19 protein-coding genes are annotated in these 19,553 nt (G+C 35.4%); all 19 read right to left on the bottom strand.

The features are described from left to right. Positions 1-117: 117 nt before the first annotated feature. The 19 genes from FC88_RS10120 to FC88_RS10210 all read right to left on the bottom strand — a co-directional run bounded on the left by FC88_RS10120 (position 118) and on the right by FC88_RS10210 (position 19,531). Positions 118-768: a carboxymuconolactone decarboxylase family protein gene (locus tag FC88_RS10120; protein WP_057815248.1), complete on the bottom strand. Its 651-nt coding sequence runs from the start codon at positions 766-768 to the stop codon at positions 118-120. A gap of 72 nt (positions 769-840) precedes the next feature. After that, positions 841-1,251 (bottom strand): cupin domain-containing protein, encoded by a 411-nt coding sequence (locus FC88_RS10125; RefSeq protein ID WP_057815250.1) that lies wholly within the window; start codon positions 1,249-1,251, stop codon positions 841-843. 2 nt (positions 1,252-1,253) lie between these two features. Further along, positions 1,254-1,577 carry a carboxymuconolactone decarboxylase family protein gene (locus tag FC88_RS10130; RefSeq protein WP_057815251.1) on the bottom strand — a complete coding sequence of 108 codons (324 nt, stop codon included), beginning with the start codon at positions 1,575-1,577 and terminating at the stop codon, positions 1,254-1,256. Between the two features lie 205 nt (positions 1,578-1,782). Beyond that, positions 1,783-2,229, bottom strand: coding sequence for a MerR family transcriptional regulator (locus FC88_RS10135; RefSeq protein ID WP_057815253.1), 447 nt, complete (start codon positions 2,227-2,229; stop codon positions 1,783-1,785). Positions 2,230-2,274: 45 nt separating this feature from the next. Continuing rightward, positions 2,275-2,979 (bottom strand): SDR family oxidoreductase, encoded by a 705-nt coding sequence (locus tag FC88_RS10140; RefSeq protein WP_057815255.1) that lies wholly within the window; start codon positions 2,977-2,979, stop codon positions 2,275-2,277. 14 nt (positions 2,980-2,993) lie between these two features. Continuing rightward, positions 2,994-5,519, bottom strand: a complete 2,526-nt coding sequence (locus FC88_RS10145) for an ABC transporter permease (RefSeq protein ID WP_057815258.1) — start codon at positions 5,517-5,519, stop codon at positions 2,994-2,996. An 11-nt stretch (positions 5,520-5,530) separates the two neighbouring features. Beyond that, positions 5,531-6,232, bottom strand: coding sequence for an ABC transporter ATP-binding protein (locus FC88_RS10150; protein ID WP_057815260.1), 702 nt, complete (start codon positions 6,230-6,232; stop codon positions 5,531-5,533). Between the two features lie 126 nt (positions 6,233-6,358). Then, positions 6,359-8,296 carry a M13 family metallopeptidase gene (locus FC88_RS10155; RefSeq protein ID WP_149029784.1) on the bottom strand — a complete coding sequence of 646 codons (1,938 nt, stop codon included), beginning with the start codon at positions 8,294-8,296 and terminating at the stop codon, positions 6,359-6,361. 598 nt (positions 8,297-8,894) lie between these two features. Next, positions 8,895-9,359, bottom strand: a complete 465-nt coding sequence (locus FC88_RS10160) for a universal stress protein (protein WP_057815262.1) — start codon at positions 9,357-9,359, stop codon at positions 8,895-8,897. 15 nt (positions 9,360-9,374) lie between these two features. Next, the gene (locus FC88_RS10165; protein WP_057815388.1) at positions 9,375-10,595 is read right to left on the bottom strand and encodes a carboxylate--amine ligase; all 1,221 of its coding nucleotides are present in this window, start codon (positions 10,593-10,595) and stop codon (positions 9,375-9,377) included. 419 nt (positions 10,596-11,014) lie between these two features. Continuing rightward, positions 11,015-12,145 carry a BspA family leucine-rich repeat surface protein gene (locus FC88_RS10170; protein WP_057815265.1) on the bottom strand — a complete coding sequence of 377 codons (1,131 nt, stop codon included), beginning with the start codon at positions 12,143-12,145 and terminating at the stop codon, positions 11,015-11,017. A 495-nt stretch (positions 12,146-12,640) separates the two neighbouring features. Continuing rightward, entirely contained in the window at positions 12,641-14,560 is a 1,920-nt protein-coding gene (gene asnB / locus FC88_RS10175) for an asparagine synthase (glutamine-hydrolyzing) (RefSeq protein ID WP_057815267.1), read from the bottom strand. Positions 14,561-14,574: 14 nt separating this feature from the next. Next, positions 14,575-15,744 (bottom strand): metallophosphoesterase family protein, encoded by a 1,170-nt coding sequence (locus FC88_RS10180; RefSeq protein ID WP_057815269.1) that lies wholly within the window; start codon positions 15,742-15,744, stop codon positions 14,575-14,577. Between the two features lie 116 nt (positions 15,745-15,860). After that, positions 15,861-16,385 carry a GNAT family N-acetyltransferase gene (locus tag FC88_RS10185; RefSeq protein ID WP_057815270.1) on the bottom strand — a complete coding sequence of 175 codons (525 nt, stop codon included), beginning with the start codon at positions 16,383-16,385 and terminating at the stop codon, positions 15,861-15,863. A 60-nt stretch (positions 16,386-16,445) separates the two neighbouring features. Further along, the gene (locus tag FC88_RS10190) at positions 16,446-17,123 is read right to left on the bottom strand and encodes a hypothetical protein (protein ID WP_057815272.1); all 678 of its coding nucleotides are present in this window, start codon (positions 17,121-17,123) and stop codon (positions 16,446-16,448) included. Beyond that, positions 17,113-17,937 (bottom strand): ATP-binding cassette domain-containing protein, encoded by an 825-nt coding sequence (locus tag FC88_RS10195; protein WP_057815274.1) that lies wholly within the window; start codon positions 17,935-17,937, stop codon positions 17,113-17,115. Before FC88_RS10195 ends, FC88_RS10190 begins: the two co-directional genes overlap by 11 nt. Then, positions 17,937-18,425, bottom strand: a complete 489-nt coding sequence (locus FC88_RS10200; RefSeq protein ID WP_057815276.1) for a hypothetical protein — start codon at positions 18,423-18,425, stop codon at positions 17,937-17,939. Before FC88_RS10200 ends, FC88_RS10195 begins: the two co-directional genes overlap by 1 nt. Positions 18,426-18,462: 37 nt before the next feature. After that, the gene (locus tag FC88_RS10205; protein ID WP_057815277.1) at positions 18,463-19,008 is read right to left on the bottom strand and encodes a DNA-3-methyladenine glycosylase I; all 546 of its coding nucleotides are present in this window, start codon (positions 19,006-19,008) and stop codon (positions 18,463-18,465) included. A gap of 52 nt (positions 19,009-19,060) precedes the next feature. Continuing rightward, positions 19,061-19,531, bottom strand: coding sequence for a universal stress protein (locus FC88_RS10210; protein ID WP_010021075.1), 471 nt, complete (start codon positions 19,529-19,531; stop codon positions 19,061-19,063). Between the last annotated feature and the right edge of the window lie 22 nt (positions 19,532-19,553).

The raw sequence follows: 19,553 nt of genomic DNA on the forward strand, positions 1-19,553 counted from the left end.
CGATATTTCCCTCCACATATGTCATTGACTATAGTATGCAGTGGGGATGTATATATATAATCTATTTAATGTAAAAAAAATGTAAAAAAATAGACTGTTTTTACAGCCTAATTTACATTATTCATTTGCTTGATGAATCTTTTGTACTGAATTAATTACTAGTGGAAAACCAATATAAGGCAACAAAGTTAAAGCCGTCCAGATTAACTCTGATTCGGAATTACCGGCCTTCAAGCTACCTAAAGCATGCGCCTTAATTTGAAAATCGACATTCATCGTAATCAGAGCCGCCAGCAAATATCTTTCACGATCTTTGACTGGTAAAGCACCTCTAGTATAGTAATCGCCGAAAAAGTTCTTTGTGAGCCATTCTGGCAATAATTTACCGGCATTAGCTGGCAAATCTGCCATTAAGTCTTTAATTTCATTTCCATAAAGTGGCTTTTGAAATTCTAATCCAGCTTTATAAGTATCCTCTGGAATCGCAAAATGTTGTCCATCTTTTTTTGTTACTGTATTTAAAATTTTCAGTGCATTTTTAACTTTGCTTGAACCGATTGCCGGACTTAATTGATAAACTACCTCACGAATCAAATCAACCGATACTGTATTCAAAGCGACTGAAAAATGTTCCTTTAAATCATCATTAGCTTGCAGAACAGTTAAGGCACTAATAATAGTCAATTCTTGTTCTACTTTTGAAAGTGGATTTTCACTCGTTACCTCATCTTTGAATCTTTTCAGGATTGTTTTATAATCTTGATCCATTCAAATCACCCCTACTTTAATGATATTACATTTATTCCGTAGGTTAAATGATAATTTGGTATCGATTACATTCTATAACTTGTCGTATTCTTCATCAGTAACTTTTTCAAGCCATTCAGAATTTCCTTTAGTAATAGCAACGTGACTGAACCAGCTATCTTTAGTAGCACCATGCCAGTGTTTAACGCCTTCTTTGATAACGACAACGTCACCTTGTTTCAATAATTGAGCATCTTTGCCCCATTCTTGATACCAGCCTTCGCCACCTGTAACCAAAAGGATTTGGAAACCATTGTGGTGAATGTGCCAGTCATTACGACAACCTGGTTCAAAAGTAACATTGCCGATTCCAAAATCAATATTATCTTCAGGTTTTACTAAGCTATCTAAATAACTTTGTCCAATAAAATATTTTGCGTAATCAACGTTCTTATCTCCGACGGGGAAAACTCCACCATTTTTTAATTCTTCATACTTAGCCATAATTAATCTTCCTTCCAAATTTCTTTTGCACGGTTGAATGCACTCCAAGCCTTAGGCCAACCGGCATAAAATGATAAATGTGTAATTTCTGCTACGATTTCATCTTTAGTGATACCGTTCTTTTTGCCAATCTTTAAATGGGCATCTAATTGTTCAATATTTCCTGCTGAAATGATGCTGGCAATAGTGATCATTGAACGATCATGAGCTGAAAGTTCATTTTCCTTGCTCCAAACTTCACCAAATAATACATCATCGTTTAAAGCCGCAAATTGAGGAGCAAATTCTCCCAAATTGTCACGTCCGGCTGTTTGTTTTTCTGCCATTTTTATTCCTCCGTTCATTAAGTCGATAATCTTATTAAACAACTTAAAGTTGACTTTAAGTCAAGGGATAGCTCTAAATTATTTTGTCTCAGCAAGACAAAAAGGATGTCACCAGAATTACAGCAACATACTGCAATTCTAGTGACATCCTCTATTAATTTTTTAAATAATTTATATAACTACAATCTAGCCGACATCATAAAAACTATCTATCTTCCAAATACCCATGATTCAAATTCTTCAAATACTCAGAAAAGCTTTCACTGTCTTCAATGTGTCCGCCTTGTTTACCCTTGTACCAATCCAACTTATCGTTAAGAATCGTCCAACCATCTTGCAGTCTCTGATACTCAACCTCAAAATTACGACGAACTTCTTCTAACAATTCGATTCGTTGGTTAATAGTTGAATCACCTTGAGCACGCAATTGAACGTAACGCTTTAATTGATCGATCGACATCCCAGTACTTTTGAGATGCAATAAGAATTTGACCCAACGGACGTCTTGTTCAGTGTAATAACGGATACCACTTTCATTACGATGTGGTCTAATCAATCCTTCTTTTTCGTAATAACGCAATGTGGGGCTGTTTAAGCCGACTATCTCAGAAAAATCACCGATACGGTATTTTTTATCAATTTTTACTGGCATTTCATCATCCTCCACTTAAAGTTGACTTTAAGTATAACACATTAACTACAAATCTACGCCACCGTCGACTTTAAGAACTTGACCGGTAATAAAATCATTTTCCATCAAGTAAATATAAGCAGATGCGACCTCATCGATTTTGGCAACTCTACCTAATGGGACGTTTTCTGCCACATTATCTTCTTGTTTAGCTAACTGCTTAGAATTCATATCACGCCATAAACCAGTTGGAGTCCAAGTTGGTGAGACAGCATTGATTCGATTATTTGGGGCTAATTCAACTGCTACACCTTCAACCATCGTATTGATGGCTTGGTTACCAATAATAGCACCAGAGGCGTCATACGGATGACCACCAGAGCCAGAAGTCAAAATAATCGAGCCATTCTTGCGTAAATTCTTACTGGCGATTTGGACTAATTGTAAGTTGGCAAAGAATTTATCTTCGATAGCTTTACGAATTTCTTCAACTGGACTGTCCAAAAAGCCCCCACCCATAGCTCCACCTAACATGGAAACTATGTGGTCAAATGAACCGTATTTTTCAAAAAAACGAGTAAGTTGTTTAGGATCTTGCGCATCTAATGAACTACCTTGGATATCATCGTCATATCTAACTTCATTAACTCGAGCTTGATCACGTCCAATAACATACACTTCAGCTTTTCTATGTTGAGCTTTGATGGCAACTTCTTTACCAAAACCTGAAGTACCACCGATAACTAAGACTTTATCATTTTCTAAACTCATTCTAATACCCTCAATCATTCATTAGATTTCAATGCACCAATCATATCAATGTGTTGCAATTTCTTATGCGTTACCAGCATGACAATTGCAGTAAAGACAATCATCAATAACGTTGCTACCAAATATCCAAACCAACTGATAGTCAATGGAAAGATAACTTGTTCCGTAGCTGCTTGGTTCAAAATGTAAGCTGTCAACAAGTTACCGACACCATAACCGACAACGATACCAACAATTGTCAAAATGATATTCTCACGCACGATGTACATTGTCACTTCATTATTATAAAAGCCTAAGACCTTGATTGTCGACAATTCTCTGATTCTTTCGGAAACATTTATGTTGGTCAAATTATACAAAACAACAAATGAAAGAATTCCTGATAAGAGAACAAAAATCAAGATAATTGGTTTCAAAGACGATGACATTTTTGAAACCGTACTTAAGGTATCATGCGTATAACTAGTACCCATGACTTCACCAGAATCTAACAATTTATTGGCCAGATTTTTACGTTGCTTTTCAGTTTGTGATTTCAAATGCAACAATAAAGTATTACCAGATGCTTGCTTACCAAAAGTCGTTTGATACATATCAGGACTGAGATAAATGAAATGTCCGATAAAGTTTTGCGTGATAGCTTTTACTTTGACCGTAACTTTTTTACCATTCGTTACATTAAGATGAACTGTATCGCCTTTTTTTACTTCTAATAATTGAGCTGTCTTCTTAGAGAGAACAACTTGATGCTTCTGTAAATTGGTTTCTAAATGAACATACTTATCAAAGCTTTTGATCGACTTAGGCGTATAAACGTTAACATCATTAACTTGTTGCTTATTGGCTTTCAACTTAGCAGTTGTGGAATTAATAACAGTACTGCTTTTATATTGATCATTTTTATTCAAAATCTTTCTAACTTTACTTAGATTTTTATTATCGTTTAACTTTACGACTGCTTGATAATCAAATATTTCTGAATATTGACGATTACCACTGGCTGAAATAGAATTTTGAATCCCAAAACCAGTCAAAATCAAGGCCGTTCCACCAGCGATTCCGATAATTGTCATAAACATTCTGGATTTGAATCTGAATAAATTACGATAACTAACCTTGCTATTAAAACTCAAATGATTCCAAAGTGGTTTGATCCGTTCCAACAAAATCTTCTTAGCAGACTTAGGACTCTTTGGGCGCATCAAAGCAGCAGGTCCTGCGACAAGTTCCTTTTTAATAACAATTATGGCAGCACCTAAAGTAGCTAATAATGAGAATATTGCTGCAATCAAAATGACCCACCACTGCAAGTCAACGACCCAATCTAAAGCAATATATTGCTTATACAAAGCGAGAACTATTCGTGGCAAAGTTTCATTACCAATAAGTGATCCCAATATTGCCCCAATCAAGCCGGCTGATATTGCATAGTAATAATAATTACGTGAAATTTCCCATTTAGTGTAGCCGAGGGCTTTAAAAGTACCAATTTCACTACGAGCTTCTTCGACCATTCTTGTAATTGTGGTAAAAGTAATCAATGCCGCTATTAGGAAGAAGAAGACTGGGAACACATTAGCGATAGCAGCGATTCGATCAGAACTTTCTCCGTAAGCTGAAAATCCTGATAAATCTTCACGCGTTTGCCAAGTGTAAGAGGTCTTAGACTGTTTCAAAATCTTAATCTTAGCAGTATTCAATTTAGCCAACTGTTCACTGTATGCTTGAGGATCAGCGGCCTTTAAAGGGTCCAATTGTTGCCTTTGACTATTGATCTGTTTCAAATAGGTGCCAGCAACTTCTCGGGTTCGTTGAGCACTGCGACCTTTAAACTCATGTTTCAACAATCTTAATTTTTTATTAACTGCTTTTTTGTAGTCTTTACTGAAAGTATTTTTATCCTTCAATGAATTAAAATGCAGATTCAGCAACGTTCCAACGGACATATCTAATTGATTCTCTGGTACATAAGCAAACAATTGCACCTGCCCGTCAGCGATATTCGTCGCCCCACGTGATTGGTTATCGATATACTGTGGAGAATCCGCAAAGCCAACAATTTTGTAAGAACGTTTCTTCAAAGCAGCATCTTTAGCAAATTTGAATGTTTGTCCCAATTTATAGTCGTATTTATTTTTAGCATTTTTATCTAAAACAATTTCATTACTATTTCTAGGTAAGCGACCACTTCGCATGATCAATTGATTTTGTTTAGCTTTTTCATCATAGCCATATAACGCTATGGCAACTTTACTTCTACCCCCGATAACGTATTTGAATTTAGTAGCTTCAACTTGTGCCCCAGGGACCTTTTTAGCTAAATCAACATCCGTTTGATTAAAACCAGTCGTCGATAAAACTTGGATATCCGATAAATTCTTATCCGCAACCGTCTTATTCAACGAATCATTCAAACTAGGACCGGCCGCTTTGACACCGACAAAAATCAAAACTCCTAGCATGATGATCAAGATAATAGCGATAAAACGACCTTTTGAATGTTTGATTTCTTGAATCATATTTTTAGATAATGGTTTCATCTAACTATCACCTACCATTCGATGTCTTTGACAGGCATAGGATTAGGATTATCTTCAATTGATTGGACTTTGGCATCGTGAATTCGAATGACCCGGTCAGCCATTTTTGCTAAAGCCGAATTGTGAGTAATGACGATAACAGTCTTATTGTCCAAATAACTAGCATTCTGCAATAAAGTCAAAACTTGCTTACCAGTTTGATAATCCAGTGCTCCTGTAGGTTCATCACAAAGTAATAATTTAGGATTTTTGGCCAAAGCTCTAGCAATAGCCACACGTTGCTGTTCTCCACCAGATAACTGAGATGGAAAGTTGTCGATTCGATCTCCCAAACCAACTGCTCGTAAAGTTTCGGATGCATCCAGAGCATCTTTAACAATGGCTGAAGCTAGTTCCACATTTTCTTTGGTCGTCAAATTAGGTATTAAATTATAAAATTGAAAAATAAAACCAACATCATTGCGGCGATAAGTTGTTAGTTCTCGTTCAGAGAATTGAGCAATATCGGTCCCATCAATGATTACTTGACCTTCACTAGGTGTATCCATGCCACCCAAAATATTTAAAACAGTCGATTTACCAGCACCACTAGGTCCTAGAATAACTGTCAGTTTTCCTTGTTCGACATCAAAGGAGAGCTTATCATTCGCATAAATAGTCGTCTCTCCCATTTGATATCGCTTTGATTCATTCCTGACTTCAATATATGCCATTATCCTCACCTTTCCTCGATAATAATATTATAAAGGAAAACGAATACATCATTAAGGTAAAAACATATAAATTAATTCATAAAAAAAGCAAACTTCCTTTCTCAGAAGTTTGCTTTTAAATTATTTCTACCAAATATTTACACGTTTATCAGGATCTAACCACATACCATCTTGATTTGTTACATCAAAGGCATCGTAGAATTCATCCATGTTTTGTGCCATTACGTTAGCGCGAAGTGGTGCTGGTGAGTGGACATCAATTGACAAGAACATTTCTGTTAATTGCTTAGTTGATTTGTTTCTCCAGACACGAGCCCAGTTGATGAAGAATTTCTTTACATCAAAGTCGTTTTCTTTTTTAGCAGCTTCAAGAGCACAACGAAGTCCACCAACATCGGCTACATTCTCACTGACAACTAATGTTCCGTTAACTTTACTACCAGCGTAAGGAATACCATCGAATTCTTCAATCATCTTCTTAGTCAATTCCTTGAACTTAGCGTAATCGTCTTTAGTCCACCAATTATTCATATTACCGTATTCGTCGAATTGAGCACCATTGTTATCAAAGGCATGAGAAATTTCATGAGCGATAACAGCACCAATTCCACCAAAGTTTTCACTACTTGTTTGGTCCAAACTGTAAAATGGTGCTTGTAAAATTGCAGCTGGGAAAGTGATGTCATTTCTTGATGGATCGTAACATGCGTTAACCATGTGTCCTGGCATCAACCATTTAGTACGGTCAACCGGCTTATGATATTGATCTAAAGCATCTTGAGCAACAATTTTTCTGATTCGAGAAACGTTATCGTACAAGGAATCATTTTCATTGATTTCAAATTTGCTGTAAAGATCGTCAATTTTGTCGGGGAAACCAACTTTGATAACAATCTTATCTAGTTTAACAATAGCTTTTTTCTTAGTATCTTCACTCAACCAAGTATTTTCTGAAAGGCGTTGTTCGTAAATTGAAATCATCTTTTCAACCATGCTACGAACGTCTTCTTTAGCCTTTTCACCGAAGTATTTCTTACCGTAATAAGTACCAACAACTTGTGAGAAAATACCAGCAGCAAAATTATAAGCGTACTTAGTTCTATTTTGAAGTTCTTTAGCACCGCTCAAAGCTAGATTGTATTCACCGATTGTTTGACGGAATTCTTCATCAAGGATTGAGGCGTTCTTAGTTAAGAATTTGACCATCATCCAAGACTTGATATTTTCAAAAGTATCATCGTTAACTAATTTATTCAAATTGTCCAAATATCTTGGTTCTTCAATGATAACTTTCTTTGGTGTGTCATTAATTTGGTCAACCACTAAACTCTTCAAGTCCAACTTGTTGGATTTCTTAACAAATTCATCAAAATCCATTGGATTGTAAACTTTAGTATAGTCAGCCCATTCTTCAGAACTCTTTACGATTGGAACTAATGACTTATCAAAAGCTATGGCCTTTTCAACGATTTCTTTAGCGTCTTCTAGTTTGTAGCCAATCATTGAAAGCAAACGTCCAGCAACTTCACCATACTTAGCTAACAAAGCTTTTCCAGATTCATTGCCTTCGTCATAATACGTTTTGTCAGGTAAAATCAATCCTGCACCAGCAACGTAAACGACATTTTTAGAAGTATCCTTCATATCAGCTTCAACACCGATATCGATTGGCAAGGGAAAACCATTTTTAGAAAGTGAAGCAATATCTTTACTAATATCAGCCAAGCTCTCTAAATCATTGATTCGTTGCATATCTTTTAGAATTGGTTGTTGATGAAACTTGCTCAAATGATCAACATTGTTGGCCAAACGATACAATTTCACCGCTTGTAACATCAATTCATCTGGAATTTTATTTTCATCGTTTGCAAATTCATGGAAGTCTTTCATTAATGACTTTTCAACACCCTCATCAAGGTCCATAAATCCACCTGTACGTGACTTATCAGCTGGGATCTTAGCTTTTTCTTGCCAAGCACCATTGACAGCCAAGTACAAATTATCTTTATAATCGGCTGGCTTAGCATCAATCATGTCCCCTGCGCCACCGATAACTTTACTCATTAACAATACAATTCACCGCCATTTATTTTTGATTCTTTTTTAAGATTGATTAGCGTAAAATTCCGTCCTCCATAGCAAATAAAATTTGGCTGGAACGTAGTGGGCACGACTTGGAGCCTTTGCTAAGCCCAAGTTCGGGCAAAGTCTTCAAGCTCGGCCTTATTCTAAGCAACAAGTTGCTTAGAATAATTTCACTACTGAGCCAATTTTCTTTGCTATTCCGGACTAGATAGAAATTCTATTTTTTAATTTCTTAATTATTTGAAATAAATAATAAATAACATTATCTAGTCGGTAGTAGCAGCTTTGTGGATGCTCAGTACTGAAATTTCACTTAGCGATTTATCACTTAGTGAAAGGCCAAGCTTTAAGACAGTTCCCGGTTTTGGAATTGGCTTAAAGTTGTGCCCAGTTCCAGCGTCCACAAAGCCGAACGGACGACGGTACTTTACTACTAACCACCGCTTAGAAAGAATTTTTAATTTTAGAAACTACTATATCACTCTTTAGATTCTATTAAAAAAATTATGTTTATCCAAAAATAGTGGACTATCTGATCGATATGTCCACTATTTGTTGTTCACTTTTATAAAACTCTCTATCTAATAACACTAACCGAACATTTAGCGTTACTGACAATCTTAGAAGCTTGAGAACCAATAGTATTACGACCACGGTTCTTTTCTTCAACACCAACAATTACTAAGCCTGGTTTGAAGCTTGGAATTACTTCATCAACGATAGTAGTTGCAGGATTTCCTTCAGTTACCATCAAATGAATATCTTTAACTCCATATTCTTTAGCTTTTTCGCCATATATGGCTAATAACTTTTTGATTTGTTCACGACGATCTTTTAATACATCTGGATCGAGAGATTGAAAAATGTTTAGGTCCCCTGTTTCCAAAACTGATACGATCCCTAGTTCTGAACTATGATGCCTTGCCATAGTACATGCATAGTTAAAAGCGTTCTTTGATGAAGTAAAATCATCTGAATCTACGCAAATCATGATTCTGGAATAGTCTACTCTTTCAACTTTGTAATCTCTTAATTCATCCATCTATAATTCCTCCAGTTATTTAAAGTCTCGTCCTTTATTTTCTTGGAAGTACTTGTCGAATCTCTTTACATAGTTGTGGAACATGTAAGTCAATAGTAACCAACGTTTAAATGATTTGTCTTTGTCATAGAAAACTGTTGTTCCGATACGATCTTGTTTGATCAATTCGTCAGCATACTTAGTGGCATCATTTTTAGCAGCATATTTGTTGAAGACTTTAACAGGAACACCCAACCATAACTTATGTTGAGCTTTGTTCTTGTTGGCATAAACTGTTGGTTCGTTCTCTAAAGTTCCTTCAACATAATCTTCAACAACATATTTGGCCAAATTGTAGCCATTCAATGTAACAAAGAAACTACTTCTACCTTGACGCAAGTTGATCTCAAAGAACTTGAAAGTCTTATCACGAGAGTCATACTTCATATCAAAGTTAGCATATCCTGTGAATTCGATATCTTCAAGGAATTTTTGTACACGATCATAAACGTCCTGATTAAATTCTGGAATAATAGCCACATAATTACCAATCGATTGTGGTGTAGGATCTTCCAAAATTGGATGTCCTAAGCACATCATCTTCACGTGACGATCTTGATCAACGTAAGCATTCAAAACACGCATGTTGGAATCATCACCGGGGATAAAATCTTGAAGGATTAAGTCAGATTTATAACCATTATCATAAATCTTACCTACGATACTCATATACTCATCTTGAGAGTGAATTGTGAAAGCCTTTTTACGACCTTCAAAATGAATATCCAACCATTCAACACTATTAGCTGGCTTCAAAGCCACTGGAAAATCAAAAGGAACATCTAAGTCCTTTTTGTTTTCATACATATCTTTAGTGATGATTTTTGTTAGTGGATGTGGCAAACCATACTTATCCGCAACACGATAGAAGCTCTCTTTATTATTCAATGATTTTAATAAATCGTAATCGACATATGGACAGACAAAAGTCTTAGATAATTCTTCTTTATGCTTACTAATGAGTTCCGCATAACCGTCCCCACAACCAATCAAAATAACTGGTTCTTCATGGTTTTGGTACTCTTTAGCAATCTCACGCATTTTTTCAATAAAAACAGGGTCTTCAGAAAATCCTGGGTGAAGAGTTAAGCTTAAGATTTTTGTATATCTTGTAGGTGCCAATTGGATATCGGCATAGGCCTTAACAGTGCCCCCATAAAGTTCATGGAAAGCACGAGCCATTCCGTAAACATTCATATCACTACCTAATAAGATAGGCGTGAATTTTTTTCCTGATTCAGTTTCGATAGGGATCAACCTCTTACTATATTAATTCTATTTTTAATTTTTCACACATTTCAAACAAAATTATACCATAATCAATTTATCACAACGAGACAAGCTTATACATTTAATTATTCAGGCTTATTCTTTTCTTAAATTATTGAGAATAAATAGCTCAACCACAGTCTTAAATTGATTTTGTGATATTTTAAACTAATATCAATATTTAACAATTTTTTCGATTCATAGTAACGTCATAACGCCAATATTAACTTATTTTGTATCCGTCACACATGCGTTATCTTAACATGATTTACTGAAAAAAAGTGGTCAAAAGGACATTATTAAGACCGCAATCGTTTTCGCAATTCTAACAATGTCCCTTTTACTTATTAATTAACAACGTCAACTTTTTCAGCATCGACAAATTCATTCTCATTAATTTGATAATACTTATGATGATTCAAATAAGCAAGATTTTGTGCTTTCCAAGTACTCAATGCGCCTAAGCCCCGATTGGTTAATGTGTCCATTCGACAATCAACTAAATTAGTAATAACAACATCTTTAGTTTTCAAAATTGCATCGATTTTTTTGCATTCAAAAACTTCTGTAGCCTTGATCCACTTATGATCATCAGCTTGATAATACTTTTGACCATCAATTACCCAAAGTTTTTTACTTAACCAAGTCTTACCTCCGACAAAATTCTTATCATCTGTCAATTCTTCGTTATCATCAAAGACTTGAGCAAATTCAAGATCTGGATAAACAGTTATTTCTTCGTTGAAATCTTCGACCATCCCTTGAGTTTGAACCTTAGTTTTTACCGGTGTATAGGTAACGATATCTTTACTAGAAAGCTTATTTTTTAAAGCCATTACTTGAATCGTCTTCTTAGCAGTTTTGTAGCCTGTCTTTTGCGGGATTTGCAATTCAAAAGTACTGCCAACAAATTCTGGCTGAATAGCTTCTGGTACTTCAACAACTAAGTCATCACTGAGATTATTATTGATTTTGACCGTCATCGGACCATGATATTCCTCATCCGGCTTAACGATCCATCTGCCTTTATCAGCTTTACTCAAAAGTTCACTGGAATTAATGCCATCGACCGTGGGTTTAGGATTATCTCTAGTTCCTGTCCCGATATCGATCCAAGTCTTTTCTGGCATCTTCAAATCTCGAGGTTGATTAGGAACCACAAATTTGTCACCAAACTTGATTGACTTCAACTCATCTGAAGATTTGAACATATTTGTCATATCTTTGACATTAGTCGTATCAAAATTAGATAGATCTAATTCCTCCAAAGTTTCACAACCACTGAACATACCTTGCATATCAGTGACTTGACTAGTATCAAAGCTGGAAATATTTAATTCTTTCAAGTCACGACAGCCACTAAACATTTGGGACATATCTTGAACTTGTTTGGTTTTAAAACTGGATAAATCTAATTTTTTTAGAGAATGGCAATTCAAAAACATTTGACTCATATTTTTAACTTGACTAGTATCCATATTTCCTCCCCATATTTAATAATTTGGAATCCCCTGAAACCACTTCCAAATTAAAATTATCGATTACACTATAACAAATTGTTAAAACTTTATATTATTTTTAGAAATATTTTTATTCTTTCTTAATATTGGGGGGATTGGGGGAAGGATGCCGTCGTCCGCAAAAGCCCTATTTCCCTACACAAAAAAGAAGATATTACTAAACTTGCAGCAATATACTGAAAGTTCAATAATATCTTCTATTAATTTTCTGAAGTTATTTATATAAAGATAGAAATCACTATCTAGTCGGGAGTGAGGTCCTGGAAAATGCTCAGCCATGAAATTCCACTTAGCGATTTATCGCTTAGTGGAAGGTCGAGCTTGAAGACTTTGCCCGGTTTTGGGTTTAGCAAAGGCTCCAAGTCGTGCCCACGGCGTTCCAGCAATTTTCCAGGGCCGAACGGACGACGGCAGCTTAATATCAATATTAGTTAATACTATTCTCTATTAAGTTTAAGCGTTTTGTTCGACTTTTTCTCCAGGCACAACAACTCGTGGATCAACATCTGGCTTCTTACCATTGTCGATAAAGTAAACCTTGTACCAAATCAAGAATGTATAAATTGTCCAAACCTTACGACGATCATCGTTTTCACCACGATAACAACCATCAAGCATCTTCAAAATAGCATCTTGATCGAAGAATTCGCCGGCAAAGTCAGCACTGAACAACTTACGGAAGTCCTCATAAACTTCTTTAGTCTTGATCCAGTCACGAATTGGAACTGGGAAGCCTAATTTTTCACGTTTAGCCCATTCGTCTGGCAAAGCACGTTCAGCAGCAACACGCAAAGCATACTTACTATCTTTACTGTTCAAAAGATACTTAGTAGGAATACCTGAAGCCACTTTGGCCATTTCTTTGTCTAGGAATGGTACACGTAGTTCCATTGAATTAGCCATACTCATACGGTCGGCTTTCAACAAAATATCATTTGACATGAATTGGTGAAGATCAAGATATTGCATCTTCTTAACTTCATCATCATAGCCACTAACCTTGTTGTAACTTCTCATAACGATGTCTTTAACAGAACGTGATTTTTCAAATTCTGGTTTAACTAAATCAGCAGCTTCTTTTTCAGTAAAGATCTTAGCTTGACCAATAAAGAATTCTTCAGCTTTAGCTGTTGATTCATACAAGTGCAAGCGACCTGGGAAGTTTGGCATCTTCTTTAGTCCGTGAGCTAACTTGTATTTCACACCCTTAGGTAATTTCTTCAAGTCTTCAGCAACGACTCTGATAGCTTTAGAATGTGAGTGGAATCCATAATTGGCATAGCCGGCAAATAATTCGTCAGCACCTTCACCGGATAGAATTACCGTAACGTCTCGACTAGCTAACTTAGTTAGGAAGTAAAGCGGTACGCATGAAGGGTTGGCATCTGGTTCATCCATATAATATTGAATCAAAGGAATAGACTTGATAGCTTCTTCCTTAGTTACGATACCACGAGTATTTTCTAGGCCTAATTTGTCAGCTAATAATTTAGCAGCACTACCTTCTTCATAAGTACTTGTATCAAAATCAATTGAATAAGTATGTTGTGGCTTCAAAATAGCTGTAACATAACTTGAATCTACACCACTTGAAAGTAATGAACCTACTGGCACATCACTGATTGAGTGTTCTTCAACTGATTCATGCATTGCACGATCAATTCTCTTAACTGTTTCTTCAAATGACAAATGATTCTCTTTGAATTCCATATCCCAATACTTCTTGATACTCAACTTACCATTCTTATAAGTAAAGTAGTGACCTTCAGGAATTCTGAAGACGTTCTTAAAGAATGTTTCATGCAAAGCTGAATATTGGAAAGTCAAATATGGCTTCAAAGCAGCTTTATTTAATTCTTTTTTGAAATTAGGTTCTTTCAAGAAGGACTTGATTTCTGAACCAAAAATAAACGTGCCTTCACGATTGTAATAATAAAGTGGCTTGATACCAAAGAAGTCTCTAGCACCAGTAATATCACCAGTCTTCAAGTCATAAATGGCAAAAGCAAACATACCACGAATTCGCTTCAAGAGGCCCTCAATGCCCCATTCTTCAAAACCGTGTAGCAAAACTTCAGTATCAGTTTCAGTACTGAAAATATGTCCAGCTTTCTTTAAATCTTTTCTTACATCTTTGTAATTGTAAATTTCACCATTAAAAATAATAGCTTTTGATCTATCTTCGTTATAGATAGGTTGCATACCACTGTTGATATCGATGATACTCAAACGGCGAAAACCAAACGCTGTATCACCTTCAACCAATTCACCCGAACTATTTGGACCACGATGCTTGATCGTTTCCATCATAGCTTCGATGACAGGCTTCTTGTCTGCAATATTCTTATCAACGAATCCGACAATTCCACACATAAAATAATTCTCCCTTATATTTCAAAGCTTACATACCTTGTTGCGGCTCCGTAACCAAAAATCTGTAAGCGTAGTTTGTTCGGGTCGATATTAATGAAATACCCTGATAATTCAGAAATTTCATTATATCGTCTATCCCATTTCTTGTTATAGTCAGTTGTTAGTCCGTGTTTCTTTCCCATAAGGGCCGAACAATTTAATATTATATGATTAATTTCAGAAACTTTGTAGTTTTTTTCATAATGCATATGACCACAAATATATGTTGTTACCTTAGAAATGCCGGTAGCAGAGAAATCATAGCGAATATTTACTCCAAAATCTCCTGTTAATTCATTTTTTAATTGTCCAGTTTCCTTGTTATTGAAAGCGACTAATAACTTTTGAACTAGGTCACCGTTAAAATTCAAAGCACTGCGTCCAGAAGGACTAATGATATTAGCATGTCCCATTACAACTACGTGTTTATCGACAGTTCTTTGCAAAACAGTGGTCAAATCCTCTAATTGTTGCTCTCTGACCCCTCGAACTTTCTTAAAGTCATATTTCTTAGAACCATTACTAAGAATATAAGGAATATCACTGGTGTCGATGAAGACGATTCGTACATCGCCCTTATCGAACCAACCCACTCTAGAAACGGGATTCAAACGTAGAATCTCAGATTGTTCAAAATCGTACTTTGTTACTAGTGAATCATAATCATCTCGGTGAAATGATGCTGACTTGAAAAAGCGATGTTCATCATACTTGTCATTTTCATCATGGTTACCCTCAACGATAAAAAATGGTGGCTTGCTAGCTTGATAATTTTCAACCGCAAACTTCAACAGTCCACGACTGATCTCTGGCTTATCACTACCATCCATCAAATCGCCCAAATGAACATTGAGATCAATATCAACGTCATTGCTGACTTGATTCGTCTCAATTATATGCCTCATGCCATTGATTCCATAATAAGAAGCACTGACTACGGCTTTGGCATGAGTATCAGTTAGAACAGAAATTGTTACTGTTTTATCGTTGATATTTGGCAAGACATTATTTTTATAAACACCTTCAATATAATCAACGACAAATGGTCTTGGCTTTAATCTTCTCAAAAAGTTCTCTGTTTGAGTTGAAATAAATTCTGAAGGTCTAGGTGAAAGCACCCCTCTAGCAACATTATTAAATTTCAATTTCTCATTCTCCTAATATCCAATACCTTGGAAAAATATATTAAAAAAACCATCTTAACGATGGTTAATTATGGTTCAATTATATATCAAATATATGAAAAATAATCCTTCGACGCTTATTTCAAAAGAATTTGATATGCCAATCTGACACCTTTATCTTCGTCCATCGTAATCGTACCTTTTTCTTCAAAACCATTACTAGTAATGATATGTTGCATTACTAAATTGTCAGGATGAGTATCGATTCTCACATCACGATATCCTAAATAATAAGACATCGTCATCAATTGTTGAATCAACGCGGCACTGAGATGTTCTCCTTGGTGATCCGCTTCAATAGCGATTCGATGAATGATTGAATAAGTCACATCGGAGTCTTCATCCCATGCACCAGAATTCATATCTTGGTAATTTTTGTCATACCCTTGTTGTAAGGCTGCCACACCCACGACACGGCCATTTAGTAATAGAACAAAACTGATTCCTTCTTGAATGTCTTGTTCAAGGATTTCTTTATTTGGATAACCTTGTTGCCATTGATCAACGCCTCGATCTTTTAAGGTCTTCTTAGCACTGTCAATGATATCAATGATTCTTGGTAAATCATCAAGTTTAGCTTGGCGCAAAAAAACGTTACTCATAAAAAGCCTCCTTGTTCATCCGAGTATTAAAACAGAATTTACTATAACATTGCAATACTTTTATGCGTTTTTTCTGTTTTTTTTATAAACTAATCCGCTTATAAAAAATAGAATCATTGCATACAATAACGTTTGCCCAACTATCGGCAAAAGTTTTGTTATTGAAGAAGTAACTTGCAAAGTCATTATTATTTTTGATAAAGGAGGTAATAGCCACTCCACTGCAGTCAAAATATTCACGACACTGCCGGAAAATGCTAAATAAATAAAGAGCAATACGCCAATTTGGCCAACTGTGGAATGATCGTACCACTGAGTTTGAAACAAGGTTGCGATTCCGCTGCCCAAAAATCCTACACTAAAAAGGCCCAAGATTCCAACAAAGTCTACTAAAACATTATCTCTTAAAAGTAAGCTAAAAATAAAAATCAAAATACTCGAAAACAAATTTGTTATGACTGCAACTAACAATTGACTCGACCAATCAGCCCAATGACTATTGATCTTTTGCTTCAAGTATTTGTTCTGTCGACTGTCATTGTAGTAAAGATTCATAGTCGAAAAAAGTGACAGGATAAACATTGCTATTAACAATAAACTAAATTTTTTCAAATTACCAATTTCTAGTAGATGATTTGCTAATAATTCAAAAGCAATGATTGAAAATAGCATCGTTAAATATAAAAAGTTTTGAAAATATAGCTGTAAATAACTTTTCAATAAAATTCTAATTTTCAATTTTTCTCATCCCTTCGAATTGATAATTTAATTGCACCATCTTATTTAAAATTATCTGTCTCTTTTTTAGTGGGACCTCTAATTCAATTTGATTATCCTGATTAGAAACCAAAAAGTCCTCAACGTCAGGAGTGATTGCCATTGAATTAGGACTGACATGGAAAACTAACAAACTAACCGGCTCATTTTTCTGCTCGGCTGCGATATTTTTTAAATCGCCATCTAATAAATAAAGTTGGTCAAAATTTGTAGCAATTCTTTTATCAAACTGTGTTGCCGACAAAATAATGCCAGAATTGTTATTCTTTAAGTCTATTATCAAATCTAACATTCTTTGAATAGTCTTTTCACTTTGAAATGCGAAGGGTTCATCTAAAACTAAGACATTAGGATGACCAGCCACAGCAGACAAAAAGTCCACTTGCCTTTTTAATCCGAGTGACAGTTGATTGACTGGTGTATCCAAATATGGACTCAACCCCATGTAAGTGATCATTGCTTGAAGTTGATCTTTACGGACAGCCAATTTTTTGGACAAACGTCTCATCTCTTCCAGATATTTACCCGTACTCTGTTCGATCACTTGAGGATTTTCCTGAGGTAAATAACCAATTCTAACGCCTGGAGTATAATCGATCGTCCCACTATCTGGTGTTTTATTGCTCACAATTGCCTCTAAAAGCTGCGTTTTACCACTACCATTATCGCCGTTAATACCAATTATTTCGTTTTGAGATAAAGAAAAAGCTACATGCTTAAATGCAAAGTAGCCCTCAATTTGCAATGACAAGTCATTGACTGATATTAATTTCATTATTGCCATTCCTCAACAGCGTGAGCTGCTAATCCAATTGATAGGATTGCATCTTTAGAAATAGAATTTCTTACATCGGCGACGATAGTATTGTCGTAAACAGCACCAATAACGGTAAAAGAATAATTAATCAAGTCGATGTCAGTCTTAACTTGATATTCTTTTTCCGCATATGGATCCTCATGATTGTATGTAAAATTGATATCGTGTCCTTCAAGCGAACCATCAACGTGATTTACTTGTACACGATCGTGCAATTCACTTAATTTTTGATCAGGATCTTGTAATGTTAAACGATGGTCAGATTCATTTTGATAGTAGTCATCTTCAGTCATATCAAAATATTCTTTGATAGGCTTTCTCAAAACTTCTAATGAGTCCAAAATATCGTAAACTCTTTGAGCATCAAATTTTTCTGATTTGTCTTCAATCTTTTTTCTGTTTGTATAAAGCCAGTCGGCCAAATTGCTAATAGTTTCAGAATTCATAAATTATCCTCCGTCTTCAATACCATTATACTAATTTTTATTTAAAATCACAGGAATCTAAATGGTCATTAATAACTCCCACTGCTTGCAAAAAAGAGTAAATAATTGTAGGTCCAACGAATCGAAAACCACGTTTTTTCAAATCTTTGCTAATCCTTTGTGATAAATCAGTCTGTGCCGGCATTTCATCCATATCACTATAATGATTAATTATCGGTTCATTATCAACAAAATTCCAAATATAATCCGAAAATTTTTCTCCATTTTGATGCATTTTTTCGATAATTTGAGCATTGTTGATGGAAGAATCGACTTTGAGACGATTGCGAATAATCCCTTTATCTTGCAGTAGAGACGCTTTTTTAGTGTTTGTGTAGTGAGCTACTTTATCGATATCAAAGTCATCATAGGCTAGACGATACGTCGCTCTTCGTTTAATAATCGTCGACCAAGATAATCCTGCTTGTGCAGATTCTAATGTTAACATCTCAAAAAAGTAAGTTTCATCGTGATTAGGTTTGCCCCACTCAGTGTCGTGATATTGTTGCATTTCCTTCGAACTATTGGCCCAATTACATCGCATAGTTTTTCTCCATGAAAAAAGCCGGCTATTTGCCAGCTCATTTGTTTATTAGTTAAATTTTATCGTTATTAGTATCAGTTCTAACAATGATAACGTCTGTTCTAGCATTTCTTGTAACGTATTCAGAAACTGAACCGACCAATAATCTAGTTACAGCATTCATACCAGTTGAACCGATCATGATCAAATCATTTTCGTATTCTTCGATAAATTCTTGAGAAATAACTGTCTTTGGCTCTCCGAAACGAACGTGAATAGCAATATCATCTTCATTAAAGCCATTCTTAACAGCACCATCTTTTAGTTCGTTAAGATACTTTTGGGCATCTTCGGATAGTTGGTAAATCACATCTCCGTTAAGCATTCCACCATGTAATCCGATGAATTGTTTAGTGTCCAGAACAGTCAACACATCTAGATGTCCACCGTTCATTTGTGCAACTTTTACGGCCTTCTTAAAAGCCATTTCAGCTTCTTTTGATCCATCTACCGGAACCAAAATCTTCTTATAATCTTGTTCCATAATTCAATCCTCCAATGCGCTT

Origin of the sequence: Companilactobacillus futsaii JCM 17355 (genome assembly GCF_001435505.1) — a bacterium.
GTDB lineage: Bacteria > Bacillota > Bacilli > Lactobacillales > Lactobacillaceae > Companilactobacillus > Companilactobacillus futsaii.

Excerpts from the sequence above, each read along its gene's own strand:
- FC88_RS10135 (WP_057815253.1), bottom strand. The coding sequence starts at position 2,229 with ATGCCAGTAAAAATTGATAAAAAATACCGTATCGGTGATTTTTCTGAG.
- FC88_RS10200 (WP_057815276.1), bottom strand. The coding sequence starts at position 18,425 with ATGAATTCTGAAACTATTAGCAATTTGGCCGACTGGCTTTATACAAAC.
- FC88_RS10170 (WP_057815265.1), bottom strand. The coding sequence starts at position 12,145 with ATGGATACTAGTCAAGTTAAAAATATGAGTCAAATGTTTTTGAATTGC.
- FC88_RS10140 (WP_057815255.1), bottom strand. The coding sequence starts at position 2,979 with ATGAGTTTAGAAAATGATAAAGTCTTAGTTATCGGTGGTACTTCAGGT.
- FC88_RS10120 (WP_057815248.1), bottom strand. The coding sequence starts at position 768 with ATGGATCAAGATTATAAAACAATCCTGAAAAGATTCAAAGATGAGGTA.
- asnB (WP_057815267.1), bottom strand. The coding sequence starts at position 14,560 with ATGTGTGGAATTGTCGGATTCGTTGATAAGAATATTGCAGACAAGAAG.
- FC88_RS10125 (WP_057815250.1), bottom strand. The coding sequence starts at position 1,251 with ATGGCTAAGTATGAAGAATTAAAAAATGGTGGAGTTTTCCCCGTCGGA.
- FC88_RS10155 (WP_149029784.1), bottom strand. The coding sequence starts at position 8,296 with ATGAGTAAAGTTATCGGTGGCGCAGGGGACATGATTGATGCTAAGCCA.
- FC88_RS10150 (WP_057815260.1), bottom strand. The coding sequence starts at position 6,232 with ATGGCATATATTGAAGTCAGGAATGAATCAAAGCGATATCAAATGGGA.
- FC88_RS10185 (WP_057815270.1), bottom strand. The coding sequence starts at position 16,385 with ATGAGTAACGTTTTTTTGCGCCAAGCTAAACTTGATGATTTACCAAGA.
- FC88_RS10195 (WP_057815274.1), bottom strand. The coding sequence starts at position 17,937 with ATGAAATTAATATCAGTCAATGACTTGTCATTGCAAATTGAGGGCTAC.
- FC88_RS10130 (WP_057815251.1), bottom strand. The coding sequence starts at position 1,577 with ATGGCAGAAAAACAAACAGCCGGACGTGACAATTTGGGAGAATTTGCT.
- FC88_RS10145 (WP_057815258.1), bottom strand. The coding sequence starts at position 5,519 with ATGAAACCATTATCTAAAAATATGATTCAAGAAATCAAACATTCAAAA.
- FC88_RS10210 (WP_010021075.1), bottom strand. The coding sequence starts at position 19,531 with ATGGAACAAGATTATAAGAAGATTTTGGTTCCGGTAGATGGATCAAAA.
- FC88_RS10165 (WP_057815388.1), bottom strand. The coding sequence starts at position 10,595 with ATGAATGTTTACGGAATGGCTCGTGCTTTCCATGAACTTTATGGGGGC.
- FC88_RS10205 (WP_057815277.1), bottom strand. The coding sequence starts at position 19,008 with ATGCGATGTAATTGGGCCAATAGTTCGAAGGAAATGCAACAATATCAC.
- FC88_RS10160 (WP_057815262.1), bottom strand. The coding sequence starts at position 9,359 with ATGGATGAATTAAGAGATTACAAAGTTGAAAGAGTAGACTATTCCAGA.